Origin of the sequence: Streptomyces sp. NBC_00513 (assembly GCF_041431415.1) — a bacterium.
In the GTDB taxonomy this organism is placed as follows: domain Bacteria; phylum Actinomycetota; class Actinomycetes; order Streptomycetales; family Streptomycetaceae; genus Streptomyces.
This window is the reverse complement of sequence record NZ_CP107845.1, coordinates 3,304,214-3,330,208: the sequence shown is the minus strand read 5'-3', so window position 1 is coordinate 3,330,208 and position 25,995 is coordinate 3,304,214. Positions and strand designations below refer to the sequence as shown.

Annotated in this window: 19 protein-coding genes; 9 read left to right on the top strand and 10 right to left on the bottom strand. The window is 72.6% G+C overall.

Annotation, left to right across the window (positions count from 1 at the left end; translation table 11 throughout):
- Nucleotides 1-237: 237 nt before the first annotated feature.
- Nucleotides 238-429, bottom strand: coding sequence for a hypothetical protein (locus OHA84_RS15410; RefSeq protein WP_266971219.1), 192 nt, complete (start codon nucleotides 427-429; stop codon nucleotides 238-240).
- Between the two features lie 323 nt (nucleotides 430-752).
- Here OHA84_RS15410 and OHA84_RS15405 point away from each other — a divergent pair, with 323 nt between their 5' ends.
- Together OHA84_RS15405 and OHA84_RS15400 are read left to right on the top strand one after the other, a co-directional pair.
- Complete coding sequence (locus OHA84_RS15405) at nucleotides 753-1,835, top strand: sugar phosphate nucleotidyltransferase (RefSeq protein WP_053681281.1); 1,083 nt, start codon at nucleotides 753-755, stop codon at nucleotides 1,833-1,835.
- 108 nt (nucleotides 1,836-1,943) lie between these two features.
- Entirely contained in the window at nucleotides 1,944-2,762 is an 819-nt protein-coding gene (locus OHA84_RS15400) for a polyprenol monophosphomannose synthase (RefSeq protein ID WP_053681283.1), read from the top strand.
- A 146-nt stretch (nucleotides 2,763-2,908) separates the two neighbouring features.
- Here OHA84_RS15400 and OHA84_RS15395 read toward each other — a convergent pair whose 3' ends face one another.
- Nucleotides 2,909-4,258, bottom strand: coding sequence for an LCP family protein (locus OHA84_RS15395; protein ID WP_078999263.1), 1,350 nt, complete (start codon nucleotides 4,256-4,258; stop codon nucleotides 2,909-2,911).
- 106 nt (nucleotides 4,259-4,364) lie between these two features.
- Between OHA84_RS15395 and OHA84_RS15390 the strand changes: the two genes are divergently transcribed.
- Nucleotides 4,365-4,937: an acyl-CoA thioesterase gene (locus OHA84_RS15390; RefSeq protein WP_053681285.1), complete on the top strand. Its 573-nt coding sequence runs from the start codon at nucleotides 4,365-4,367 to the stop codon at nucleotides 4,935-4,937.
- 72 nt (nucleotides 4,938-5,009) lie between these two features.
- On the opposite strand, the gene OHA84_RS15385 is transcribed toward OHA84_RS15390, so the two are convergent.
- Nucleotides 5,010-6,512: an LCP family protein gene (locus OHA84_RS15385; RefSeq protein ID WP_234350193.1), complete on the bottom strand. Its 1,503-nt coding sequence runs from the start codon at nucleotides 6,510-6,512 to the stop codon at nucleotides 5,010-5,012.
- Nucleotides 6,513-6,723: 211 nt separating this feature from the next.
- Here OHA84_RS15385 and OHA84_RS15380 point away from each other — a divergent pair, with 211 nt between their 5' ends.
- Entirely contained in the window at nucleotides 6,724-7,764 is a 1,041-nt protein-coding gene (locus OHA84_RS15380) for a glycosyltransferase family 2 protein (RefSeq protein ID WP_266971222.1), read from the top strand.
- A 106-nt stretch (nucleotides 7,765-7,870) separates the two neighbouring features.
- Here the strand turns inward: OHA84_RS15380 and OHA84_RS15375 are convergent, their stop codons facing one another.
- From OHA84_RS15375 to OHA84_RS15360, 4 genes are all read right to left on the bottom strand, one after another.
- Nucleotides 7,871-9,550, bottom strand: coding sequence for an LCP family protein (locus tag OHA84_RS15375; RefSeq protein ID WP_371591388.1), 1,680 nt, complete (start codon nucleotides 9,548-9,550; stop codon nucleotides 7,871-7,873).
- Nucleotides 9,551-9,691: 141 nt separating this feature from the next.
- Nucleotides 9,692-11,431, bottom strand: coding sequence for an LCP family protein (locus OHA84_RS15370; RefSeq protein WP_053681291.1), 1,740 nt, complete (start codon nucleotides 11,429-11,431; stop codon nucleotides 9,692-9,694).
- 222 nt (nucleotides 11,432-11,653) lie between these two features.
- Nucleotides 11,654-12,868 carry an LCP family protein gene (locus tag OHA84_RS15365; RefSeq protein WP_266971224.1) on the bottom strand — a complete coding sequence of 405 codons (1,215 nt, stop codon included), beginning with the start codon at nucleotides 12,866-12,868 and terminating at the stop codon, nucleotides 11,654-11,656.
- 219 nt (nucleotides 12,869-13,087) lie between these two features.
- Entirely contained in the window at nucleotides 13,088-13,837 is a 750-nt protein-coding gene (locus tag OHA84_RS15360) for a TIGR03089 family protein (RefSeq protein WP_266971226.1), read from the bottom strand.
- Between the two features lie 138 nt (nucleotides 13,838-13,975).
- Between OHA84_RS15360 and OHA84_RS15355 the strand changes: the two genes are divergently transcribed.
- A complete protein-coding gene (locus OHA84_RS15355) occupies nucleotides 13,976-15,400 on the top strand; it encodes a peptidoglycan recognition protein (protein WP_053681344.1) in 1,425 nt (474 codons plus the stop codon).
- A gap of 300 nt (nucleotides 15,401-15,700) precedes the next feature.
- Nucleotides 15,701-16,702 carry a DNA-3-methyladenine glycosylase gene (locus OHA84_RS15350; RefSeq protein ID WP_266971228.1) on the top strand — a complete coding sequence of 334 codons (1,002 nt, stop codon included), beginning with the start codon at nucleotides 15,701-15,703 and terminating at the stop codon, nucleotides 16,700-16,702.
- A gap of 111 nt (nucleotides 16,703-16,813) precedes the next feature.
- Here OHA84_RS15350 and OHA84_RS15345 read toward each other — a convergent pair whose 3' ends face one another.
- The 3 genes from OHA84_RS15345 to OHA84_RS15335 all read right to left on the bottom strand — a co-directional run bounded on the left by OHA84_RS15345 (nucleotide 16,814) and on the right by OHA84_RS15335 (nucleotide 19,637).
- Nucleotides 16,814-18,109, bottom strand: coding sequence for a coenzyme F420-0:L-glutamate ligase (locus OHA84_RS15345; protein WP_053681299.1), 1,296 nt, complete (start codon nucleotides 18,107-18,109; stop codon nucleotides 16,814-16,816).
- A complete protein-coding gene (cofD, locus tag OHA84_RS15340) occupies nucleotides 18,106-19,065 on the bottom strand; it encodes a 2-phospho-L-lactate transferase (protein WP_266971230.1) in 960 nt (319 codons plus the stop codon). The genes OHA84_RS15345 and cofD overlap by 4 nt, the downstream gene beginning before the upstream one ends.
- 80 nt (nucleotides 19,066-19,145) lie before the next feature.
- Complete coding sequence (locus OHA84_RS15335) at nucleotides 19,146-19,637, bottom strand: cysteine dioxygenase family protein (RefSeq protein WP_053681347.1); 492 nt, start codon at nucleotides 19,635-19,637, stop codon at nucleotides 19,146-19,148.
- Between the two features lie 718 nt (nucleotides 19,638-20,355).
- Between OHA84_RS15335 and OHA84_RS15330 the strand changes: the two genes are divergently transcribed.
- The 3 genes from OHA84_RS15330 (at nucleotide 20,356) to OHA84_RS15320 (ending at nucleotide 25,937) form a co-directional block, all read left to right on the top strand.
- The gene (locus tag OHA84_RS15330; protein ID WP_003983763.1) at nucleotides 20,356-20,619 is read left to right on the top strand and encodes a WhiB family transcriptional regulator; all 264 of its coding nucleotides are present in this window, start codon (nucleotides 20,356-20,358) and stop codon (nucleotides 20,617-20,619) included.
- A 291-nt stretch (nucleotides 20,620-20,910) separates the two neighbouring features.
- Nucleotides 20,911-24,462 (top strand): glycosyltransferase family 2 protein, encoded by a 3,552-nt coding sequence (locus tag OHA84_RS15325; RefSeq protein ID WP_266971232.1) that lies wholly within the window; start codon nucleotides 20,911-20,913, stop codon nucleotides 24,460-24,462.
- On the top strand, nucleotides 24,459-25,937 hold the full coding sequence (locus OHA84_RS15320; protein WP_053681306.1) for a DUF5719 family protein: 1,479 nt from the start codon (nucleotides 24,459-24,461) through the stop codon (nucleotides 25,935-25,937). Before OHA84_RS15325 ends, OHA84_RS15320 begins: the two co-directional genes overlap by 4 nt.
- Nucleotides 25,938-25,995: the final 58 nt, after the last annotated feature.

The following is a 25,995-nucleotide window of genomic DNA, read 5'->3' as shown; positions in this document are numbered from 1 at the left end:
CTTTCCGGTCTGCTCTGTCGCATCGTGATCGATGCTTGCGGGCAACTACCCAGAGGCGCAAGGGGCTCGCGATTCCAGAACAGGAAACCGGCGCGGGTGAGGTCGTTCGCCTCGGTTCGCTGTCTCGGCGGGTGTGGCCCGCAACCTGCCGTAACGACCCACTCGACGTCCCACGACGACGTCCCACGACGGCCCCGGCGCGACTCGCGCCGGGGCCGTCGTGACGCCCGCCCGGGCTCAGAGCAGGTGGTCTGCCTTGCCTGCCTTGATGTCCCGGATCAGCTGCCGGAGAGCGTCGCCGCTCTCGCTGAGGTAGGTGTTCTCCTGGCCGGCGACGGCGATGTAGCTGTTCCCGTCCGCGTCAGTGCCTATGCGGTAGCAGTTGTTGCCTTCGGCGCAGAAGGCGTCTTCCCACGCGATGTCGGGCATGGCGGGCTCCTCAGAGTTGGCTGGCGATGCCGTGGATGAAGTCGCGCGAACAGAGACATGGCCACCCTCTCCCGCGTCGAGCATGGTGCGACCTGTGTCGCACGACCCTGGCGGCCGGCAGCCGGGGTCGTCGAGAGGGCCGGTGTGAGCCTGGGCAGTGGACAGGCCCACGGGTGGCGACCTGACCGGCGGGTAGCCACCGCGACCTGCCCTGAGGACGACATTGAGCCGCAGGCGGTCCCACCTGCCGTCTCCGGCCTTCGTCAGGCCCCCGATGGGCTAAATTTGTGCCCTCGTACGCCCGAATCGGTTGGGGAGACACAATGACGGAAGCGATCCTGCTTGTTGGCGGGCAGGGGACGCGTCTGCGCCCTGTGACGGTGAATACCCCCAAACCGATGGTGCCGGCCGCGGGTGTCCCGTTCCTCGCCCACCAGATAGCCAGGGCCGCGGCCGCCGGTGTCACGCACATCGTGATGGCCACCTGCTATCTCGCCGAGGTCTTCGAGCCCTACTTCGGCGACGGGTCGGACTTCGGCGTCAGCCTCGAATACGTCGTCGAGGACGAGCCCCTGGGCACCGGCGGCGCCATCCGCAACGCCGCCCGACGCCTCACCGGCGGCCCGGACACGTCCGTCCTCGTCTTCAACGGCGACATCCTCACGGGCCTGGACATCGCCGGCCTCGTCGACTCCCACCGCGAGGCCGACGCCGACGTCACCCTGCACCTCGTGAGGGTCGAGGACCCCCGGGCCTTCGGCCTGGTGCCCACCGACCCCGACGGGCGGGTGCTGGCCTTCACCGAGAAGCCGGAAACCCCCGAAGAGATCGTCACCGACCAGATCAACGCCGGTTGCTACGTCTTCCGCCGCAGCGTCATCGACTCCATTCCGGCCGACCGCGCCGTGTCCGTCGAGCGCGAGACGTTCCCCGGCCTGCTCACCTCCGGGGCGAAGCTCCACGGCGTCACCGAGGACACCTACTGGCTGGACCTCGGCAAGCCCGAGTCCTTCGTCCAGGCCTCCGCCGACCTCGTCCGCGGCATCGTCTCCTCCCCGGCCGTTCCCGGTCCCCGCGGCGAGTCCCTCGTCCTGCCGGGCGCCCACGTGGCCGACGGGGCCAAGCTGTCGGGCGGTACGGTCGTCGGGGCCGGCGCCCGTGTCGCGTCGGGCGCGATCGTCCACGGCTCCATCCTGATGGACGGCGCGGTCATCGGTTCGGACACCCACGTGACCGCCAGCCTGGTCGGCGCCGGCGCCTCGGTCGGTACGCGCACGGTGCTGGACGGCGCGGTCGTCGGAGACGGCGCGATCGTCGGGGCCGACAACGAACTCCGCGCGGGAGCGCGGGTGTGGTGCGAGGCCGAACTGCCCTCCGCCTCCGTGCGTTTCTCCTCCGACCGCTGACCGCTGACCGCTGACCGCTGACCCTGACCGCTGACCGCTGACCGACGCCGGCGAGTCGACAACCCCGTGAGCCAACCCCAGTAAGGCAATCCCAGTGAGGCGACCCCGGTGACGGCCGAGCAGCAGACTTCCCGCGCGGCCGACGCCGCGGACGACGCCGCGTCCACGCGGCTCCCCGACGCATGGGCGCGGACCCCGCTCACCGTGGTGATGCCCACCTACAACGAGGCGGGCAACCTGCCGGGCATGGTCGAGCTGCTGATGGGCCTCGACCAGCCGGGCCTGCGCCTGCTGGTCGTCGACGACTCGTCGCCCGACGGCACGGGCAGGATCGCCGACGAGCTGACGGAGGGCTTCCTCACCGAGGACGGCAAACCGCGCATGTCGGTCCTGCACCGCACCGCGAAGGACGGCCTCGGCCGCGCCTACGCCGCCGGCATGACCCGGGCCGTCGAGGAGGGCGCCGCGTACGTGCTCCAGATGGACGCCGACGGCTCCCACCCGGCCGCCAAGATCGCCGAGTTGCTCGGCGTGGCCCGCTCCACCGGCGCCGGCCTGGTGGTCGGCAGTCGGTACGTTCCCGGTGGCAGCCTCTCCGACGCCTGGGGCGCGCACCGCAAGCTGCTGTCCCGCTGGGCGAACGCCTACGCGAGCACCATCCTCGGCACCCGCGTCCGCGACATCACGGGCGGCTTCAACCTGTGGAGCGCCGACGCGCTGAAGGCGATCGACCTCGCGTCGATCGGCAGCGCCGGCTACAGCTTCCAGGTCGAGATGAAGTACCTCGCCCTGCGCCGCGGGTTCCAGGTGGTGGAGGTTCCGATCCACTTCGAGGACCGCACCATCGGCGAGTCCAAGATGAACCTCGCCGTCCAACTGGAATCCATCGCCATGCCGTGGATGCTCCGCGCCCGCTCCGGCGAGTAGCGAGTAGCGAGTAACGAGTAGCGATTGGCGACTCCGCCCGTCCGCCCAGCCGTTGACCGGCGGAGCGGACGAGGAGTCGACGTGGAGCGGACGTGGAGCGGACGTGGAGCGGGAGCGAGCCTGGAGCGCCCCCGGAATCGTCCCGCCTAGCGCGACTGGACGGTGACCTTCTCGTCCTTCTGGATCTGCTGGACGAGCTGCTTCACCTTGGCCTTGTCCCAGACCAGGTTGCCGCCGCGCTGTCCGGAGATCGGCATGTTCATCGACACGCCCTCGCCGCCGCTGACGCCCTTCATCGCGAAGAACATCTGGCCCATGTCCCACAGGGACATGTCCTCGTCCACGATCAGCGTCTCCAGACCGGCGCCCATCACCGGGTACAGCTGGAAGGGGTTGAGGACCGTGCTCGGAGTGGCGGCCTGACTCGCCAGCGAGGAGAGGAACTTCTGCTGGTTCTTCGTCCGCTGGAGGTCCGACTCGGCGAACGCGTACCGGGTGCGGACGAAGGCCAGCGACTGCTCTCCGTTGAGGGTCTGCTTGCCCGCCTTGAAGTCGGCCCCGGACTTCTCGTCCTTGAAGCCCTTCTCGATGTCGAGTTCCACGCCGCCCAGCGCGTCGACGATGTTCGCGAATCCGGCGAAGCCGATCTCGGCGTAGTGGTCGATGCGCAGACCGGTGTTGTACTCCACCGTCCGCACGAGCAGTTCCGGTCCGTCCTCGGCGTAGGCGGCGTTGAGCTTGACCCGCCGGCCCTGCCCCTTGAACGTCTTGCCGGACTGCGAGCCGACGAAGGAGGGGATCTCCACGTCCGAGTCGCGCGGCAGGGAGACCATGGTGTTCCCGCTGGAGCACTTCGCGAGGATCATCATGGAGTCCGTGCGCTTGCCCTCGGCGGAGCCGGTGTGGAGCTTCTTCTTCTCCTCGGCGGACATGCCCTCACGGCTGTCGGACCCCACGATGAGGTACGTCGTGCAGTCGCCCTCCTTCGGCCGCTCGATGACCTTGGACAAGTCGACCTCGCGGCGCACCTTGGAGTCGGCCCAGAAGTAGGTGCCGATGCCGGTGGCCAGCAGCGCGGAGACCAGGACGATCGCGCCGATCTTGATCTGTCGGGCGCGGTTCGGCGCCGGGCCGGGGGAGCGGCCCGGCCTGCCGGGGCCGGCCGGGGGCCGGCCGTCGCCGCCGCCGGGACCACCGGGGGCTTCCGCGGGTGCCCCGTAGACCTGGCCGGTGTTGTAGCCGCTGTCGTAGCCGTACCCGTCCGGGTTCTGTGCCTGCGGGGGCACCCCGTACGCGGGGGACTGCGCCGGCGGAGGGGGCGTGCCGGGGCGCCGCGTGGGCGGCGGCACCTGGGGCCGAGCGGGCTGCTGCCGCTGGATGTGCCGCATCCGCTGCGGACCCTCCGGTTGCGCCTGAGCGCTGCCGCGTCCGTACCCGTCGTCCCGGCGACCGCGGTCGTCGCGGTCTCCGGTCCACCCTTCTGGCCAGTCATTCATGCGGACAAGAATGCACGCCCCGGCGTGTCGCCCGACAGTCCGGGGCGCACTTCGTTCCGGTGCTGTTGCAGAGCTGATGCTTCCGATACCGCTTTAAGGTGTCCATATGACAGACACAGCGGGCGATACGGCGGGCGATAAGGCGGGCGAGCCTGCGGGCGAGCCTGAGGGAAAGCCCACATCAGCCTCCCGGACGACCCTCAGCCACATCATGACCGCGAACGACACCAACCTGCTCGGCACGGTGCACGGTGGCGTGATCATGAAACTGGTCGACGACGCCGCCGGCGCCGTGGCCGGCCGGCACTCGGGCGGTCCCGCCGTGACCGCCTCCATGGACGAGATGGCCTTCCTCGCGCCGGTCCGCGTCGGGGACCTGGTCCACGTCCGCGCCCAGTGCAACTGGACCGGCCGCTCCTCCATGGAGATCGGCGTACGGGTCCTCGCGGAGCGGTGGAACGAGTCCACGCCCGCCACCCAGGTCGGCAGCGCCTACCTGGTGTTCGCGGCCGTCGACGCCGAGGGCAAGCCCCGCACCGTCCCGCCGGTCCTCCCGGAGACGGAACAGGACGAGCGCCGCTACCAGGAGGCGCAGATCCGGCGCACCCACCGGCTGGCCCGGCGGCAGGCCATCACGGAGCTGCGCGCGCGCCGCTCCGCCGAGGGCCTCGACGAGTGACGTCCGCCACCACCCGGGCGCCGTCCCGGGTGGAGCCCGGGGCGCGGCGGCCACGGCGGCCCGGCCCCGGCGCTACTGCCCCGGCTTCGCGCACACCACCTGGTCACCGGTGACCACCGCCGTCGCTCCGCCCTGGTACGGGTCCTCCGCCCGGACCGGCACCACCTTCTTGTAGTCCGCGCCCGCGATCACCAGCACCGTCCGTCCCTGCCCGGCGACCGCCCGCAGTTCGCTCCCGGGCAGTGCGGTCGACACGGTGCGGGCCGAGCGGTCCCAGCGGGGGTCGTACGACACGACCGTGCGCTTGACCTCCCGGCTGGCGCCGTTGCCCGGGGCCCGGGTGGTGTCGAAGCCGGTGGCCCGCAGGCCCTCGTCGACCCGTCCGCCGAGCCCGTCGATCCGGGTGCCGTTCTCCACCTGGACCCGGATCTGCGCCGGAGGCACGTCCACCGCCACCGCGGGCTGTCGGGCGGGGCGACCGGGGCGGACGGGCTGGAGCGGCTGGTCCCGGCGCACCGAGTCGAAGAGCTTCGCCGCCTTCGCCTGGTCCCACTTCACGGTCGAGCCGATGCCCTTGACGCTGTACGAGGGGTCGCCGATCGGCACCGAGGCGAACTCCGAGGACGAGGGCGTGAACTCGCGCATCGCCTGTCCCAGGGCCAGCATCTGTTCCGAGCCGAAGCCCTCGTCGGCCCGGACCGAGCCCAGCAGGGTCGAGCTGACCTCCTTGAACTTCACCGGGTTCAGCAGCACCCCGCCGCCGGTGGCCTGCTTGATCAGCGCGGCCACGAACCGCTGCTGGCGCTGCATCCGGCCCAGGTCGGAGGCGCCGTCCACATGGCGCGAGCGCACGTACTGCAGGGCCTGCCCGCCGGTCAGCCGGTGTGTGCCGGGCAGCAGGTCCAGGCCGGTGTTGGCGTCGCGCATGGCCTTCGCCGTGCAGATGTCCACGCCGCCCATCGCGTCGACGGTCCTCATGAAGCTGGTGAAGTCGACCTCCAGGTAGTGGTCGATCTTCACCCGGGTCATGTTCTCGACGGTGCGGACGGTCAGGTTGGGGCCGCCCTCCGCGTAGGCCGCGTTGAGCTTCACCCCGTGCGCCTTGTGGTCCTTGCCGGTGGTCAGGTCCCGGTGGGCGGGGACCTCGGCGTAGCTGTCCCGGGGGAGGCTGATCACGCTGGCCCGTTCCCGGTCGGCGGACAGGTGCACCAGCATGATCGTGTCGGTGCAGTGGCAGGGGGCGCCGCCGAGGCGGTACTCCCGCTTCTCCTCCGGGGTGATCTTCTCCCGGCCGTCCGTGCCGACCAGCAGGAAGTTCACCCCGTGCCCGGCCTGGGGGCGGTTCTTCATGTCCTTGAACGGGTCGACCCGTTCGATCCCCGTGTCCAAGCCCGTCATCACGGCGTGTCCGACCGCCCCGGAGCCGAGCACCACGATCGACACCCCGGCCGCGAGCCGCACACCCCACCGGGGCTTGTCCCTCCGCCGGCGCGCCGGACCACCGCCACCGCGACGCGACGTGCGCTGCGACTGCTGTGGCCTGGCGGGACGGGTGGGGCGGTGCGGCTGGGGCACGGGGGACACCTCCGCGGGGACGACCGGAACGGCTGGGGCTGCCGGGGCTTCTGTGGTGAAAAGTCGGCTAAGTGGGGATGGCGACCGATTTGGCAGATCGTCAGAACAGTAGGCCCATACGATCAGCATCTGTCCGTACCGCCCGTCCGCCGCGCACCCGGTTCCCCCGTACGCGGTAACGTGACACCGATACCCGACCTTGAAGGACCACATGCCCGCCCAGCAGCCCGCAGTCTCGGTGATCATGCCGGTGCTCAACGAGGAGCGCCATCTGCGCGACTCCGTCCGCCACATCCTCGGACAGGAGTACGCGGGCGAGATGGAGGTGGTGATCGCGCTCGGGCCGTCCGAGGACCGCACCGACGAGATCGCCGCCGAGCTCGTAAGCGAGACCGCCTCCGCTCCCCGGGCGCGCGTACACACCGTCCCGAACCCCACCGGCCGCACCCCCGCCGCCCTCAACGCCGCCATCAAGGCCTCGCGCCACCCCATCGTGGTGCGCGTCGACGGCCACGGCATGCTCTCCCCGAACTACATCGCCACCGCGGTACGCCTCCTGGAGGAGACCGGCGCGCAGAACGTCGGCGGCATCATGCACGCCGAGGGCGAGAACGCCTGGGAGGACGCCGTCGCCGCGGCGATGACCTCGAAGATCGGCGTCGGGAACGCGGCGTTCCACACCGGCGGCGAGGCCGGCCCGGCCGAGACCGTCTACCTGGGCGTCTTCCGCCGGCAGGCCCTGGAACAGCAGGGCGGGTACAACGAGGAGTTCATCCGCGCCCAGGACTGGGAGCTGAACTTCCGCATCCGCGAGGCCGGCGGGCTCATCTGGTTCTCGCCCGAGCTGAAGGTCCAGTACCGCCCGAGGCCCTCCGTGCGGGCCCTCGCCAAGCAGTACAAGGACTACGGGCGCTGGCGCCACGTCGTGGCCCGCTACCACTCGGGCTCCATCAACCTGCGCTACCTCGCCCCTCCGACCGCCGTCTGCGCCATCGCGGCCGGCGTGGTCGCCGGCGTGGCCGTCACGCCCTGGGCCCTCGTGGTCCCGGCGGGCTACCTCGCGGCGATCGTCGCGGGCTCCCTGCCGGCCGGCAAGGGGCTCTCGCTCAAGGCCCGGGCGCAGATCCCCGTCGCCCTCGCCACCATGCACATGTGCTGGGGCTTCGGCTTCCTGACCAGCCCGCGGGCGCTCGCGAACAAGGTCATCGCGAGCCGCCGCCCGTCGGTGCGCCGGGACACCGCGGAAGTCTGAGCCCGAACCGGCCCACGGAAACCCGAAAGGGGTGACCCGGTCCCTCGCGGACCGGGTCACCCCTTTTCCGTGCCGCCGCCCCGCTCGCGCGGGGCGGCGGCACGGTTCACCAGCGGTACGGCTTGTACACGTCCATGCAGGCGTCGCTGTCCGAGCCGTTGATCGCCTCGGCCGATTCCGGGACCGCCCCGGCCTCCGGCGGCGCCTGCCGCGGGTAGGCGGCGCCCTCGCGCCAGTCGGCGCCCACGATCACGGTGATCCGCGACACCTCGGCCGACAGCTGTACCGACGTGTCCGGGACGCCCAGCGCGGCCGCGACGCTCCGCGCCTCGTCCGCCAGGTCCGCACTCGGGTAGCGGATCACGGTGGCCTTCTCCGGGGTGAGCCCGGACGCCGCCTTGGCGGCGGTGAAACCCTTGCCCACGAGTGCCTGCGCGACGGCGCCGGCCCGCCCGTTGACCAGTGGCATGCCGGCGCCCGTGCCGTTGACCACGGACACGTTGACCTTGTCGGGCGCGGTCACCGGAGCCTTCGAGGGCTCCGGGCTCGGTGAGGCCGGAGGCGACGCCGGGCCGGACGGCTTCGCGCCCTCGGGGGCCTGCGGGGCGCCGTTCTTGTCGAAGGGCACGTCCTTGCGGACCATCGTCCACAGCTTGTCGGCGTCCGTCGGGTTCACGACCAGCCGGTCGACGTCCAGCGGGTCCTGGAGCGTGGGCATCGTGGTCATCGTGATGCGGTTGGTCGGCACGTTCTTGAGCTGCATCGCCAGGGAGCCCAGCTTCTTGACCGAGCCGATCTCCTCGGACACCTCCAGCGCCTTGGTCGCCGCCTCGGCCAGCGCCGTGATCCGACCGACGTCGGTGAACGCGTTCTGCCCCTTCAACTCGCGCATCATCGAGTTCATGTACATGTGCTGGGCCTGCGCCCGGCCGAGGTCGCTGCTGAAGGCGTGCCGGGTGCGCAGCCACTGGAGCGCCTGCTCGCCCTTGACCTTCGTCTTGCCGGCCTTGAGCTTGAGGCCCGAACCGCCGCCGGCGGTGGGCAGGGGCCGGTCCCAGACGTTGTTCTTCACACAGACCTCGACGCCGCCGATCGCGTCGGCCATCTGCACCACACCGGAGAAGTCGATCGTCATCCAGTGGTCGATGTAGATGTTGGTCAGCTTCTCCCAGGTGGCGAGGGTGCAGCCGGGACCCCCGCGCCCGAGGGTCTCGTTGATCATCGCGTTGGTCTTCTTGAACTTCTCGCCGGTCTTCGGATCCGTGCACTCCGGTATGTCCACCCGGGTGTCGCGCGGGACGCTGACCACCGAGGCGTTCTGCCGGTCGGCGGACACGTGCAGGAGCATCTGCACGTCGGCGAGCGGGGGAGAGCCGACACTGTCGCGGTGACCGCCGAGTTCGAGGTTCTCCGGCTTGTTCCGGCTGTCGGAACCGAGGAGCAGGATGTTCAGCGGGCGCTGCCCGTCGGCGTTGGCCTCGGATCTCTCCACGCCGCTCTCGCCGCTCAGCCGCTGGCCACTGCGGATGTTGCCGTCGAGGTGGCGGTAGTACAGGTAGCCGGCCGCGGCGGTCGCGAGGATCAGGAACGCCAGGACCGCGGCCACCCAGAACAGCACGCGCCGTCTGCGGCGCCTGACGGGGGCCGCCCGGTGACCCGAGCCCCGGGAACCACCCGAGCCGGACCGGGGCGGGGGCACGCTGCCGCCCGAGGCCCCCGCACCGTCGGGTATGCCACCGACGGCCTGGTCGGGCGCCCCCTCCCCACGCACGCTGCTGTGCCCCACGTGTACCCCCCCTAAAGATCACTGCTGGTCGGTGTGCTGCCGGTCCCACCGGCCGCCACCGCCCGTGGTGCGGCGGTGGTGGCCGGTGTGTCGGCGAACGGCCGCCGGTGTGGCGGCCGTTCGCCGGAGCGTGCGCGTGCCCTACTTGGCGCAGACGGCCTTGTCCGCCTCCACCCGCTGGAGACCCTCGGGCGCCTTCTGGGGGGCGGCCGCGGTCAACGGGCTCCCCGCTTCCTTGAAGTCCGAACCGAGCGTGAGCTTCATCGGCGTCTTGCCCCCGGAGTCCGCCGTGCCCACCTTCAGCGCCGAGGCCGACAGCCCCATCATGTCCGCCAACGCCCGTGCCTGGTCGGCCTGGTCGGGGGCGTACTCCAGCTGCGTGGTGGCCACCTTCGACGGCGCGTTGCCCCGGTTGGCGGCCTTGTTCACGCCCTTGCTGTTCTGCAGCCAGTTCAGCGTGGTCTGCGCCGAACCGGAGGGGCCACCGCCGTTGAAGACGTCCACCCGGACGTCCCCGGCGGGTGAGCGGGCGCCCTGCAGCTGGGCGTCCTCCTTGGTCTTGGCCTCCTTGTCGGCCGCGGCCTTCGCCGCCTTGACCTCCGTGAGGGAGACGTCGCCCCGGATCATCTCCAACAGCGGCTTGGCCAGCGTGTTGTTGAGGACGACCGTCGCCTTGCGGTTCGCCGGCTCGGCCGGGTTGTCGAGCACCGGCAAGGTGGTGAAGGTGATGTTCTGCAGATCGATGCCCTTCAACTCGCCCGCAAGTGAGGTGAGTTGCTTGATGCCACCGATGCCCTGGTCCACGCTCAGCGACTTGGTGGCCGCCTCCGCGAGGGAGAAGAACTTCTTCGGGCTGGTCAGCGTCTCCTTGGACTTCATCTCGCGCATCATCGAGCCGAGGAACTGCTGCTGCGTCTGGATGCGGTCCAGGTCGCTCTCGTTGCCGAAGGCGTGCCGGGTCCGTACGAACGCCAGCGCCTGCTCGCCCTGCAACCGGTGTTCGCCCGCCTTGAGGTTGAGCTTGGAGTCCTTGTCGTTGACGTCCTTCTCCACGCACACCGGAACGCCGCCGACGGCCGTGCTCAGGTTCTTCACGGCGTTGAAGTCGACCATCATGAAGTGGTCGACCGGGACGCCGGTCAGGTTCTTGACCGTGCTCATCGTGCAGCCCGGGTCCCGGCCCGACTGCCCCAGGCTGGTGTTGAAGCGGGTGCCCTTCTCGGCGGGCACCTGCTTGACCGAACCGTCCGGCTGCTGCGAACTGCACGCCGGGATGTCGGTGATCAGGTCACGCGGGATGGACAGCGCCGTCGCGTTGGAACGGTCCTTCGACACGTGGAAGAGGATCGTGGTGTCGGCGTGCCCGACACTCCCCGAGTCCCCGTAGCCCTCGTTGCCCGCGCCACTGCGCTTGTCGGTGCCGATCACCAGGATGTTGATCGCGCGGCCCTTGCTGAAGGTGCCCGAACTCGCGCCGGGGGTGTTGATGACGTTGATGTTGCCGTTCAGGTGCTGGTAGTAGAGGTACCCCGCCAGCGAGCCGCCGAGCAGCAGGAACGCCAGCGTGCCGCCGGTGATCGCGAGCCGCTTCTTGCGCTTGCTCGGGCCCCTGCCGCCGGCCTTGCGGGAACGCCCGCCGCGTCGACCGCCGGGCGGCCCGTCGCCGCGGCGCGGCTTCGGGACTCCGGGTGTCGCGGGGGTGCCTGTTCCCGGGGGAGCGGGACGGGTCGTACGGGATCTGCGGGGGGTGGCGACGGAAGGCTTCTGTTGCTGCGCAACGGAATCGCCCAGTCGCAGTTCGTAGTTGCCGGTGCGAGGGTTGAGAACCCACTGGTCTGCGGGGTCGATCTCGTCTGCCCGCCCACGGCTTTGCGCATCCACGGTTGCTCGAATCCTCCGTCGGTGCCTCGCGATGCGCCTCCCCCAAGGCGCACGGTCAACGTCCGGCTGCTGGTGCAAGGCCTCTTTGCTGGCCGGTGCACCGGATCGCTCACCCTATCCGGCCAGGTCAACCGCAAACCATGCTGGTGACAAATTCCACTCCCCTTATAACGCCCCAAATCGCCCAACCAGCCTGGTTCGGCACCGGCCTTTTGGATTGCTTTACCGGCAGTTCGCGGCGTCCGCGGTGGTTCCCGTGAAGGTGGGGACGGGTGAGGGGCCCGTGCCGGTTCCGCTGGGACGGGGTTCGGGGGACGACGTTCGGGTGTGCGAGGTGCGCTCGTTGCGCTCCCGCTCCTCCATCGGCGACGGGGGAGTCACCTTCAGGGGCTTGTCCGCGCGCAGTTGTCCGAACAGTCGACCGGCCTCGGGTTGTACCAGTTCGTCACGGTTGGGATTGGAAGGATACGGTCGGCGAGGAACCGTGAGGAACGTTATGTGTTCGGTCGGTATGTTCCTTACGCCCCGCACGAGTTCGTACAGCCCCCGCAGTGACGCGAGCCCCGGGTCCGTGGTCACCGAGGACGTCGCCGCGTTCAGCACCGGGTAGAGCCGCGTCGGATTCAGCAGCACCCCGTTGCTCTGCACCTTGTTCACGAGCGAACCGAGGAACTGCTGCTGCCGCTCCATCCGGTCGGTGTCGCTGCCGTTGCCCAGGCTGTGGCGGGCCCGCACGAAACCGAGGGCCTGCTCGCCCCGGAGCAGGTTCCGGCCGGCCGGCAGCCTCAGCTTGGCCTCCGTGTCGTTCACCGGCCGCCCGAGGCAGACCTCCACCCCGCCGACGGCGTCCACCATCTGCTTGAAGCCGCTGAAGTCCACCACCATGTGGTGGTCGATCCGGATCCCGGTGAGCTTCTCGACCGTACGGATCGTGCAGGCGGCGCCGCCCCACTCGAAGGCCCAGTTGAACTGCGCGAGCTGTTCGCGGGTGCGCTGCCCGTCACCCTTGAGGCAACTCGGCACGTCCGTCATCAGGTCCCGGGGGATCGAGACCGCCGCGGCGCTCTTCCGGTCGGCCGGCAGGTGCAGCAGGATCACGGTGTCCGAGCGCTGGGTGCCGCGATCCGGCCCGTACTTCGCGTTGCCCTTGCCGGAGCGCGAGTCCGAGCCGATCAGCAGGATGTTCTGGGAGCCGTTCGCGAGGTGCGTCGGGCGCTCCCGCTCGTACCGCTCCAGCTCGGCGGCCGCGGAGGTGTCCTCGGTGATGTTCCCGTCGAGCTTGTGGTAGGTCCACCAGCCGCCGGCCGCCCCCGCGAGCACCAGCACGGCCACCCCCAGCCCGGCCCGGCGCAGCAGTCGGCGCCTGCGGCCGTGCGGGGTCTTCCGGGGCCCCCCGGCCGCGTCGGTGCCGCCCGGTATGCCTGCGCTGTCCGTCACTGGCGTTCCGTCCCCTCGCCGTACCGGGAGGCCGCACGGGTGGATGTGGCCTGAGCCGATCCTGCCCCCGAGTCGCCGAGGCGGCCCGGGGGCGACCCCTTGTAAAGGGCCGAACGGGTGACAAATCGCTCGATGTGGGCACGGTGCGGCGCGGGTGAGGGGGCCGGACCACGCCGAGGGGTCCGGAAGGGGCGACGGAACCCGGGCGGCGCGGGAGACTCAGGCGGTGTGGGTGACCCGCTCGCTCTCCACCCGCTGCGCCCGCCCGCCCTCGGAGAGCCGGTCCAGGTTCCGGCACAGCACCACGGACCCGCCCGAGGCCAGCGGCGCGAAGAGACCGGCCGACAACCCCTCCCAGGTGTCGTACCCCAGACCGGACAGCACCCGGGAACCCTCGCCGAGGCCGAGCTTGGCCGCGTCCTCGCGGGCGCGCGCGACCAGGTCCGCGTACGAGAGCTCCTCGCCGCCCACCACCAGCCCCGGACCGTCGGCGTCCACCGGCTGGAACGGGGCGAACCGGTCGCCCTGCCCAGGCACCTCCACCGCGTAGTCCGCGAACCCGGCGGGCGGCTGTGGGAACCTGCCGCCCAGCGGACGCAGGGCGAGCGCGACCCGCTCCCCACCACACGCGGAGGCCTCCTCCAGCGTGTCGGGACCGGTCACGACGAGGTCCGCGGCGGCCGGATCCCCGCCCACCTCCGCGACCACCCCGACGGAGGCGCAGGCGAGCAGCCACACGGCGCCCTGCCAGTGCGCGGGAAGCAGCAGCGCGAGCCGGTCGCCGGGCTCCGCGCCCAGGTCGCCCTGGAGCAGATTGGCGGTCTTGGCCACCCAATTGGCGAAGGTGGCGACGGACAATTCGACGCGCTCGCCCGTGGCGTCGTCGTAGAAGGTGACGAGCGGGCGGCCCGGATCGGCGGCGAGCGCGGATCGCAGCAGGTCGGCAGGGGTGCGGTCAGTGGCGTTCACCCGCCACAGGGTACGCGGCGCCCTCCTCCGTACGGCGGCCCCGGACTCCCCCGTACGGGGGAGGGGTATCGACGTCGTACCGGACGGGGCGTCAGTTCTCCGATGGCGCGCGCCGGTGAGCGTGCCGAGCATCTTTTCATGCGTGCATTCCTTGCTTCCTCGATCGGCGTCGCGACGGCCGCCGCGCTGGCCATGCCGCTCGCGCTCCCCACTCCCGCCCTGGCCACCCCCTCCGCGGGGGCGGTCGCCCCCGCGGACCCCGCGGGGTCCACCCAGTCACTGCGGCTCGTACCGCTCGGCCCGACGGCGGACCGCGCCACCGCCACCCCCGGCACGAGCACCTCGCCGCGCCTCCCCGAGGCGCGGGGCCTGACCGCTCGGGAGGTCAAGACGTTCTCGCTGGTCGGCGTCGTCTGGGACGACGCGAGCACCCAACTCCTCGGCCGGGTCCAGGTCCGCACCCGCTCCGTGAAGACGTCCACCTGGTCCGGCTGGCAGGACGTCGAGACCCACAACAGCGAACACGCCGCCGACCCCGACGCGGTGGAACGCGGATCCGGCCGCGTGCGCGGCAGCACCGCCCCCCTGTGGGTCGGCGAGTCCGACGGCGTCGAGGTCCGCGTCCAGGCCGAGACGGGCGCCACCACCACCCGCGCCCCGTCCCGCCTCCCGTCCGGGATGCGGATCGAACTCGTCGACCCGGGCGCGCAGACGCCGCCGATCACCATCGACGGAAAGAACGCCGGTCCGAAGGACGACCCGGACGAGGACCCCGAGGGCGACGACAAGGGCGAACCCGTCCTCCTCCCCGGCATGACGATGGAGATGGCCGAGTCCTCCTCCGCCAACGTCCCGCTCGCCCCGATCGGCGCCGACGAGATCACCGAACTCAACAAGGCCGACTCCACCGCGGACGCCGTCCTGGCCGACGAGTCCCTCGCCGCCGCGGGGCGCCCGTACATCGGGCCGCGCCCCCGCATCGTCACCCGAAAGGGCTGGGGCGCGGACGAGGGCCTGCGCGAGAAGGGCTTCGTCTACACCAAGACCGTCAAGGCCGCCTTCGTCCACCACACCGCCTCCGGCAACAACTACGCCTGCAAGGACGCCCCCGCGGTCCTGCGCAGCCTGTACCGCTACCACGTGGTCAGCAGCGGATGGCGCGACATCGGCTACAACTTCGCCGTCGACAAGTGCGGCACCGTCTACGAGGGCCGGGCGGGCGGCGTCGCCAAGCCGGTGCTCGGGGCCCACACCATGGGCTTCAACACCGACAGCATGGGCATCGCGGTGATCGGCTCGTACACCTCCACGACCCCACCGGCCGCCTCGGTCAACGCGGTCGCCCGCCTCACGGCCTGGAAGCTGGGCCTCTTCGGGGCGGACCCGCGGGCGAAGGCCACCCTGAAGTCGGGCGGCGGCAACCTGTACGCCAAGGGCCGCAACGTGAAGCTCAACGTCATCTCGGGCCACCGCGACGGCTTCGCCACGGAATGCCCGGGCCGCCTCCTCTACGGCAAACTCCCCCCGGCCCGAACCTCAGCGGCCAAACTCCAGGGCCGCTGACCCACCCGGGCCGGGCCAATCCAGCCTCGCGGGTGGTCCGGCCGCCGGCGTCCGGACCCACCGGGGCCGGGCCGATCCAGCCTCGCCGGCGTTTGAGGCGCGGGGTCCGGGGCGGAGCCCCGAAAGCCCGGCGCAGCCGGGGCCGCTCCGCGCCACGGCGCCGCACGGCTCCGGCCGACCGCCGCCCGCCGCCCGGGGCCGGGGCCGGGGCCGGGGCCGGGGTGTCGGCCCTCCCACAGGGCCGGGGGCCCGCAAACGGCCCGGCCCCGCCCCACCCCCCACCCGGCTACGCTCAAAGGCATGGCCGGCCGCTTCGACCCCCTCACCCGCACCGCGATCCGCGGCGGCCGCACCGACGTGCCCGCGGGCCGGGGCCACCCGGCGGGGGAGGCGACCGACGCCCGGAGCCGGGTATGGGCCCCCGAGGGACCCGTCGACCTGGGTCTCACCCTCGGCCCCCTCAGGCGCGGCCCCGCCGACCCCACCTTCCGCACCAGCCCCGACGGCTCGGTGTGGAAGACCAGCCGGACCCCCGACGGGCCCGCCACCCTCCGTGTCGCCGGCGCCGACGGCAAGGTCGGCGCAGAGGCCTGGGGGCCGGGCGCCGACTGGATCCTGGACCGGCTGCCCGAACTCCTCGGCGCCGCCGACGACCCCGCCGCCTTCGTGCCCCGGCACCGGCTCGTGCACGCCAGCCACCGCCGCCGTCCCGGACTGCGCCTGACCCGGACCGGGCTGGTCCTGGAGTCGCTGATCCCGACCGTCCTGGAGCAGAAGGTCACCACCGACGAGGCCTACCGCGCCTGGCGCCGGCTGGTCCGCCGCCACGGCGAGCCCGCACCGGGCCCGCGCCCGGACCTGTACGTGATGCCGACGGCCCGCGTCTGGGCCATGATCCCGTCCTGGGACTGGCACACGGCCGGCGTCGACTCGAAGCGTTCCGCCACCATCGTCCGCGCCGCCCGGGTCGCGAACCGGCTGGAGGAGGCCGTCGCCATGGACCTCGCCACGGCGACCCGGCGGCTGGAGGCCGTACCCGGCATCGGCCCGTGGACCTCCGCCGAGACCCTCCAGCGCAGCAACGGCGCCGCCGACGCGGTCACCACCGGGGACCTCCACCTGCCGGGCATCGTCGGCTACGCCCTCGCCGGGGACCGGGACGCGGACGACGCGGCCATGCTGGAGCTCCTCGCCCCGTACGAGGGCCAGCGCCACCGCGCGGCCCGCCTCATCCTGCTGGCCGGCCGCGTCCCGCCCCGCCGCACGCCGAAGATGCCGCGCACGGACATCGGCCGCCTCTGACCCCCACTCCGGCGCCGACCCCCCACCCCGGTGCGCGCCGCACCCCGGGTACGAGGAAAGGGGCCGCGGTCTCCCCGCGACCCCTCCCCCCTTCCAGGCACCGGCGCGGCCTCAGCGCACCTCGACGAACGCGGAGGCCGACCGCGCGGGCCGCTCCGCCGCGGCCGCGGCGGCGTGGCCCACGGCCACCGCCCCCATCGGGTCCCAGTCCTCCGGGAGCGCCAGCACCTTGCGCACCACGTCCCGGCAGAACATCGTCGAGGACACCCACGCGGAGCCCAGCCGTTCGCCGGCCAGCGCGACCAGGAAGTTCTGGACGCCCGCGCCCATCGCGACCACGAACATCTCCCGCTCCGCCGCGTCCCGGCGCGCGTGCCCGTAGTCGTGCGCCCCGTCCATGACCAGGCACGGCACGACCAGGTACGGGGCGTTGCGGAGCACGTCGCCGCGCCGCACCCGTTTCGCGACGGACTCCTCGGACTTGCCGTCCCGCCGCAGGTCGTCGATCCACGCGTCCCGCATCGCGTCCAGGAGTTCCAGCCGCGCCGCGGCGGACTCCAGCAGGACGAACCGCCACGGCGTCGTGTGGTGCGGGGCCGGGGCCGTCACGGCCGCCGCCACCGCCCGGCGGACCGCGCCCGGGTCCACCGGCTCGTCCGTGAAGGCCCGTACGGTGCGCCGCTGCGTCACGGCTTCCCGTACCGCCTCGGAGGTCCCCAGCCGGAACATGTCGTCGACGGACGGGCGGACCAGGTCGGCCGCCGAGGATCCCTCGCCGAGCAGGTGCGACAGCCCGCGCACGAGGGCCACGGGAAGGCCCGAGGCCTTGCCCTTGACCAGGTCGCCGGCCGCGGCCAGTTCGTCCGCCGTGGCCACTATCGTCGCGCTGAGCGGGTTCCCGTGAGCGTCCACGCCACCGCGCAGGTCGTCCAGCACCCGTACGCCGGCCGAGCCGATCGCCACGTCGGTGAGCCCGGAGCGCCAGGGGCGCCCGAAGGTGTCCGTCACGATCACGCCGACGTCCACCGAGAGCGCGGCCCGCAGCCCCTCGCGGATCGCGGCCGCCGAGGCGTCCGGGTCCTCGGGGAGCAGCAGCACCGTGCCAGGGGCGGTGTTCGAGGCGTCCACGCCGGCCGCCGCCATCACCAGTCCGCGGCGGTCCTCGACGATCCGCAGGGCGCCCCGGCGGGCGACCACGCGCACGGTCTCCGCGTCGATGGCGTCCTCGCGGGAATCGGCCCGGACGATCCGGCCCTCCGCCTTGGACACGATCTTCGAGGTGACCAGCAGGACGTCCCCGTCGCGCAGCCCCGGTTCGGCCGCCGCGATCAGCGCGGCCAGGTCGTCGCCCGGGGCGACCTCGGGGATCCCGGGGACGGCCCGCACCTCGTAGGAGGGAACGGTCACCGGGAGGCCTCCGCCAGCTCCAACGCCGCCCGGGCCATCGCCGCGGTGGCGTCGAGGTCGGTCATCATCAGCGGCACCGCACGGCAGGTGATCCCGGCGGCCTCGACCTCCGCGACGGACGCCGCGTCGGCGGTGTCCACCAGCCAGCCGTCGAGCAGGCCGGTGCCGTAGTGCAGGGCGACGGCCGCGGCGGTGGACTCGACGCCCACGGCGGCCAGCACCTTGTCGGCCATCCCGCGCACGGGGGCGCCCCCGACGATGGGGGAGAGGCCCACGACGGGGGCCGAGGCGGCGGCCACCGCCTCCCGGATGCCGGGCACGGCGAGGATGGTCCCGACGGAGACCACCGGGTTGGACGGCGGGAAGACGATGACGTCGGCGGCGGCGATGGCCTCCAGCACGCCGGGCGCGGGCTTGGCCTGCTCGGCGCCCACGGGTACGACGGCCTCCGCGTCCACCGCGGCGCGCATCTTGACCCAGTACTCCTGGAAGTGGATGACGCGCCGCTCGCCGGAGCCGGGCTCGGTGATGGCGACGTGGGTCTCGACCCGGTCGTCGGACATGGGCAGCAGCCGGACCCCGGGCTGCCAGCGGTCGCAGAGGGCCTCGGTGACGGCGCTGAGCGGGTAGCCCGCGCCGATCATCTGGGTACGGACGATGTGGGTCGCGAAGTCGCGGTCGCCGAGGCCGAACCAGGTGGGTCCGACCCCGTACGCCGCGAGTTCCTCCTTGACGGTGAAGGACTCGTCGGTGCGTCCCCAACCCTGGTCCTCGTTGATGCCACCGCCGAGGGTGTACATCACGGTGTCCAGGTCGGGGCACACCTTCAGCCCGAACAGGTGAATGTCGTCACCGGTGTTGCCGATGACCGTGATCTCCGCCTCGGGAACCGCCGACTTGAGTCCGCGGAGGAAACGGGCGCCGCCGATGCCGCCGGCCAGAACAACAATGCGCATGCGGACAGTCTGTCAGCCGCGGGCCGCCCGTCGAGGGGCGGTGGTCGGGTGACGGGCGGGGCGGGTCGGGCGTCCGTCGATCAGACGGAGAGGGCCTCCGGCCTGGCCGGGGAGCAGCTGTGCATCGGCATCTCGGTGAGGCCGGGGAAGTAGACGTGCAGGCTGACCGCCCCGTCGAGGGTGTCGTTGACGACCTCGTGGGCGTAGCCGGGGGCGAAGACGCGCTGGGACCCGGCGCGCAGGGTCAGCGGGCCGCGCGGGGCGTGCTCGGTGAGTTCGCCGTCCAGGACGGTCAGGACGCCGGAGGAGCCGCCGTGGTCGTGCCGGCCGCTGCCCTGTCCGGGGACCCAGCTGAGCAGCCACACCTCGTAGCCGGGGCCGGTGCGCAGTCGGTGGTACCAGCGGGTGGTGGCGTCGTACTGGACCAGGTGTTCCCACTCGGCGCGGTTCGCGGCGATGGAACGGGCGAGGCCCACGAACTCGGCGACGGTGGTCGGGTGTTCGCGGGCCGGCTGGAGGAGGTGCTGTACGGAGAGGATGTCGCCGGCGATCTGGAGGTCGCTCTCGACCATGGGCGTCGCGAAGGAGGGAACGGCGGGGGCCGCGGCGGTGGGGTGCGGGGCGGTGGTGCTGTTCATCGGGGGAGTCCTCGACGGATGTCAGTCGTGCTGGCGGTTGCTGTGGGGAGCCGGTGCTCAGGGGAGCCGTGGCTCCGGTGGCATCAACAGCTGCAACAGCAACAGTGAACCTGGGCAGCGCGCAGGAACCCACGAATGGGGGTCCAGGTGGCGACTGCGGGCGCTGACATGCGTACAAGGAGAACCGGCGATGGGTCGGACTGTCAACCCAATGTCCGGTTTGAGGCAAAAGTTTCACCTCATCCGGTTACTGCGTCCGGAGAAAGGTTTGTGCAGTGGGGACCGGGGCATGTGCCGCCCCGAGAGTCGTGTCAATCGGAATTCAAACCAACTGACGCCACTCGTGACCTGACTGTGATCCGCGCCGCATCTCGGGACGGATCGCAACCACGTCACTCGGTGTCACGTCGGCTACGGGTGAGGGCGGGGTGCCGTTTCGGGCGCTGCTTTCAGGCCAGTGGCATGTGTCACGATTTTTGGCGATATGAACACTTACTGCATACGCTTGGTTCCGCAGAGTGAATAAGGGGCCCAATAGCAGATCTCGGCTTGACTGCGCTGGAGCCCCCCACTTGTAATTTCACTCGTGTCGTTACGTAGCGATCAGTGACGGCAACACCACGGGGACGCACAGACAGAGCGAGGGGCGCACATGACCGAGCTGTTTCAGGAACTGCTGGTCGAGGAGGCGGACGAGGAGCTCGGATGGCAGGAGCGCGCACTCTGCGCCCAGACCGACCCCGAGTCCTTCTTTCCCGAGAAGGGCGGCTCCACCCGCGAAGCCAAGAAGGTCTGCCTCGCCTGCGAGGTCCGCTCCGAATGCCTCGAATACGCCCTCGCGAACGACGAACGCTTCGGTATCTGGGGCGGTTTGTCCGAGCGTGAGCGCCGTCGCCTGAAGAAGGCGGCGGTCTGAGGCGCACCGCGCGCCGGCTGCCCGGCGCCGACGGCACCACGCACCTCATATCCGCCGGCACACCGGCCGCCGACCCTCCCGAAGACCGGCCCGCAGTACGATCCACCCGCGGATCCGCCCCGTCCGGAACCGCGCGCCGAACCGCAGGACGAACAGAGCAAACGGTCCGCCTCCCGCACCTTCCCCGCAGGAGGCGGACCGCTGTGTTCCGAGCCGTTAGTGTGGGGCGCTGTCCAGCAGCCTCCGAGGGCACACCACCCCCGGACCCCCGGCCGGAGGGCCCGTACCGCGATGTCCCTGCACAGCAACTCGTCGGCCTCCCACCAGGGCGCCGCCACCCCCGAGTTCCCCCGGCACGTCGTCACCGCGGTCCTCGTCGCCCATGACGGCGCGCGCTGGCTCCCCCGCGCCCTCGCCGGACTCCTCGGCCAGGAACGCCCCGCGCAGAACCACGTCGCCGCCGACACCGGCAGCGCCGACGAGTCCGCGCGACTGCTGACCGAGGCCCTCGGCGCCGACCGGGTCCTGCACCTGGCACGCCGCACCGGATTCGGCACCGCCGTCGACGAGGCCGTCCGCACCGCCGGCGTACCGACCACCGACGACCTTCCCTACCTCAAGCGCCCCAGCGGCTGGGACCCCGTCAGCCGCACCTGGCGGGACGACGCGTACGACCTCCCCGAACTCCCCCACGGCGAACCGGTGCAGTGGCTCTGGCTGCTCCACGACGACTGCGCCCCCGAACCCGACGCCCTCGCCGAACTGCTGCGCGTCGCCGAGGAGAACCCCGACGCCGCCGTCATCGGCCCCAAACTGCGCGGCTGGTACGACAAGAAGCAGCTCCTCGAAGCCGGCGTCACCATCGCCCGCAGCGGCCGCCGCTGGACCGGACTCGACCGCCGCGAACAGGACCAGGGCCAGCACGACCAGATCCGCCCCGTCCTGTCCGTCTCCACCGCGGGCATGCTGGTGCGCCGCGACGTCTACGACGCCCTCGGCGGCTTCGACCGCAGGCTCCCGCTCATGCGCGACGACGTCGACCTGTGCTGGCGCGTACAGAGCGCCGGCCACACCGTCCTCGTCGCCCCCGACGCCGTCATGCGGCACGCCGAGGCCGCCGCCCGCGAACGCCGCACCGTCGACTGCGCCGGCCGCTCCGCCGTCGGGGCCCACCGCGTCGACAAGGCCGGCGCCGTCTACACCGTGCTCACCAACAGCTCCGGCCGCGCCCTGCCGTACGTCCTGCTGCGGCTGCTCCTCGGCACCCTGCTGCGCACCCTCGGCTACCTCGTCGGCAAGGCCCCCGGCCAAGCCGTCGACGAGTTCACCGGCCTCCTCGCCACCCTGCTCCGCCCCGGCCGGCTCCTCGCCGCCCGCAAGGCCCGCCGCGGCGCCGTCGTCCCCGCCAAGGAACTGCGCCCGCTCTTCCCGCCGCCCGGCGCCACCCTGCGCGCCAACGTCGAACAACTCGCCGGGTACTTCGGCGCCGACCGCGACAGCGACTCCGCCGGCGTCAGCAGACACGGCGGAGCCATCGAATCCGGCCCCGGCGGCGACGACGCCGACTACCTGGAGATCGAACAGTTCGCCCGGCTCAAGCGGATCGCCCGCAACCCGGCCCCCGTCCTCTTCGCCCTGCTCCTGCTCGTCTCCCTCGTCGCCTGCCGCTCCCTGCTCTTCGGCGGCTCCCTCATGGGCGGCGCCCTGCTCCCCGCCCCCGACCGGGGCCTCGACCTCTGGCGCGCCTACACCACCGACTGGCAGCCCGTCGGCCTCGGCACCACCACCGGGGCCCCGCCCTACCTCGCCGTGCTCGGCGCCGTCGCCGGCCTGCTGTACGGCTCCACCCAGGCCGCCCTGACCCTGCTGCTCGTCTGCTCGGTCCCGCTCGCCGGCCTCACCGCCTACTTCGCGTCCCGGCCCCTCCTCGAATCCCGGCTGCTGCGCGCCTGGGCCGCCGTCGCCTACGCCTTCCTCCCCGCCGTCACCGGCGCCCTGGCCGGCGGCCTCCTCGGCACCGCCGTCCTCGCCGTCCTGCTCCCGCTCATCGCCCGCGCCGCCGTCACCGCCTTCGGCCTGGGCGGACCCGAGGCCGAAGGCAGCTGGCGGGCACTGTGGACGTACACCCTGCTGCTGACCCTGGCCACCGCCTTCACCCCCGTCGTGTGGCCGCTCGCCCTCGTCCTCGGCACCGCCGCGCTCATCACCCGCCGCGCGCGCTGGAAGACGTACGGACCCCGCCTCCTCGCCAACCTCGGCGTACCCCTCCTCGTACTCGCCCCCTGGTCCCTGGGCCTGCTCACCCACCCGACCCGCTTCCTGCGCGAGGCCGGACTGCCCTACGGGGCCCGCGCCGGCGCCCTCGACCTGCTCGGCATCAGCCCCGGCGGCCCCGGCGCCGGCGGCGGACTCCTCCTGATCGGCGTCCTGCTCGCCGCGCTCGCCGCCCTGCTGCGCGCCGACCGCCGCTTCGCCGTCCGCGTCGCCTGGGCCACGGCCCTGACCGGGCTGCTCCTCGCCGTCCTCCTCAACCGCGACACCTGGGCCGGCCCCGCCACCCTCGTCTACGGCATCGGCCTCCTCGCGGCCGCCCTGCTCGGCGCCGACGGCGCCAAGCACCGGGTCGCCGCCAGCAGCTTCGGCTGGCGCCAACCCCTCGCCGCGCTCGTCGGACTCGCCGCGGCCGTCGGCCCGCTGCTCGCCGCCGCCGGCTGGATGTTCTCCGGCGCCGAGGGCCCGCTGACCCGCCGCGACCCCGCCCAGGTACCGGCCGCCGCCGCCTACCTCAGCGGCGACACCAACCAGACCCGCACCCTCGTCCTGACCGGCGACTCGCCCGCCACCGTCTCCTACAGCCTGGTCCGCGGCTCCGGCGCCCGCCTCGGCGACGCCGAACTCCTCGCCGGCGCCGGCTCCGAACCCCGCCTCACCAAGGTCGTCTCCAGCCTGGTCTCGGGCTCCGGCGCCGACCAGTCCGACCAGCTCGACGACTTCGCCGTCCGCTACGTCGTCCTCCAGCCCGGCGCGCCCGCCCACTTCCGCCAGGTACTCGACGCCACCCCCGGCCTCAAGGCCGTCCAGGACGACGACGTCGCCTCCTGGGAGGTCGAACGGGCCCCGGCCCGCGCCGTCATCGTCCCCGGCCGCCAGGGCCAGGCCCCCGTCGCCATCGAAGCCGGACCCGTCGAGGTCCACACCACCATCCCGGCCGGCGAGGAGGGCCGCGTCCTGCGCATCGCCGACCGGGCCGACCCGGGCTGGCGGGCCACCGTCGACGGCGAGCCGCTCAAGGCCAAGACGGTCGACGGCTGGGCGCAGGGCTTCGAACTGCCCGCCGGCGAAGGCCGCCTGGACCTCGTCCACGAGGACGCCGCCGGCCGCGACGCCTGGCACTGGGCCCAGGGCCTCCTCGCGCTGGTGCTGCTCGTGATGGCCCTGCCGGGCCGCCGCGCACGCCTCGACGACGACCTCCCCGAGGAGGACGCCGCCATCCCCGCCCAGGCCGACGCCGCCGGGGAAGGCCGGCGCGCCCGCCGCCTGCGCGCGGAGGCCGAGGCCGAACAGCGGCCCGCGACCCCGACGGCCGCCGTCGCCGACCCGTACGCGCAGATCCCCGCGCAGCAGGCCTACGGCGAGGAGGGGTACGCGTACCAGGACTACCCGTACGAGCAGCGGCAGGCCCCGCAGGAGCCCACCCGGGAGCAGTACGCCGAGCCGTACCCGTACCCGCCCCAGGACCCCTACCAGCAACAGCAGCAACAGCAGTACCCGTACCAGTACGAGCCGTACGAGAACACCTACGGACAGCACGAACCGCGTCCGGACGGGAGCCCCCAGCAGTGAAGCAGCGCGCACCCCTGACGCTCGCGGCGGTGGCCGCCGCGCTGGCCGCCGTCACCGGCATCGCCTCACTGACCGCCCCCGCCGCCCCGGCCGCCGAGGGCGCCGCGGGCGCCTCCCGGATGCCCGTGGAACGGTCCGTGCTGACGTGCCCCGCACCCAGCACCTCGGACATCGCGGAGACCACGTACACCTCGATCACCCCCGGCAAACCGGGCGCCCGCGGCACGGCCCGGCTCCTCACCAGGGACGGCAAGCCCGTCGTGCAACCCAAGGAGCCGGGCAAGCCCGCCGGAGCCGCCGCCTCGGGCGCCGAGGCGCCCCCGCTGACCGGCTTCGCCGACGGGGCCATGGCCCCCGGCTGGACCGCCCAACAGACCACCAAGGTCGCGGTGGGCCAGTCCCGCGGCCTCCTCGGCGTCGCCTGCACACCGCCCGGCACCGACTTCTGGTTCCCCGCCCTCAGCAGCGCCAAGGGCCGCCTCGACTCCATCCACCTGACCAACCCGGACGACACCGAGGCCACCGTCCAGGTGAAGCTGTACGGACCGGACGGCCTGCTCAAGGACAAGCCCGGCAGCCCCGAACGGCTCCCCTACAAGGTCGACCCCCGCGCCAGCGCCAAGGTGATGCTGTCCGACTTCCTCCCGGGCACCCAGCTCACCGACCTCACCGCCCGCGTCACCGTCGTCACCGGCCGGGTCGGCGCCACCGCGCAGATCGCCGAGGAGGGAGTCGGCGTCGACTGGCTGCCGGCGTCCACCGGACCCACGGGCAGCCTCGTCCTGCCCGGCATCCCGGCGGACGCCACCTCCGTCCGGCTCGTCGCCTTCGCCCCCGGCGAGGACGACGCCGACCTCAACCTGCGACTGGCCGGCCCCGGCGGCTCCATCAGCCCGGCCGGCAACGAACAACTGCACGTCAAGGCCGGCATGACGGCGAGCGTGGACCTCAAGGACCTCACCCGCGGCGAGGTGGGCTCCCTCCACCTGACCCCCGCGGACCCGAAGAAGGCCACCCCGATCGTCGCGGCCGTCCGCGTGGTCCGCGGCACCGGAGCCAAGCAGGAGCTGGGCTTCCTCCCGGCCACCGCCCCCGTGGGCGCACGGGCCACCGTCGCGGACAACCGGCTCGACGACAAGGCGACCCTGCTCGCCCTCACCGCCGCGGGCGGCAAGGACGCGAAGGTCCGCGTCACGGCCTCACCGGGCACCGACGGCGGCGAACCCACCGTCAAGGAAGTCACCGTCAAGGCGGGAACCACCCTGGCCGTGTCCCCGCCGCCGGTCCCCACCGGCGCGAAGGGCGCCTACGCCCTGACGCTGGAAACCCTGTCCGGGGGCCCCGTGTACGCCTCCCGCACGCTGACCCTGCCGCACGAGGGCATCCCCATGTTCACCATCCAGCCCTTCGCCGACGACCTCTCCACGGTCTCGGTCCCCAAGGCCGTCGAGGACCTCTCGATCCTGACCAGGTGAACCGCCGCGGGGCTCCGCCGGCACCCGGCGAAGCCCCGCGCCGCACGCGCCGGCGGGG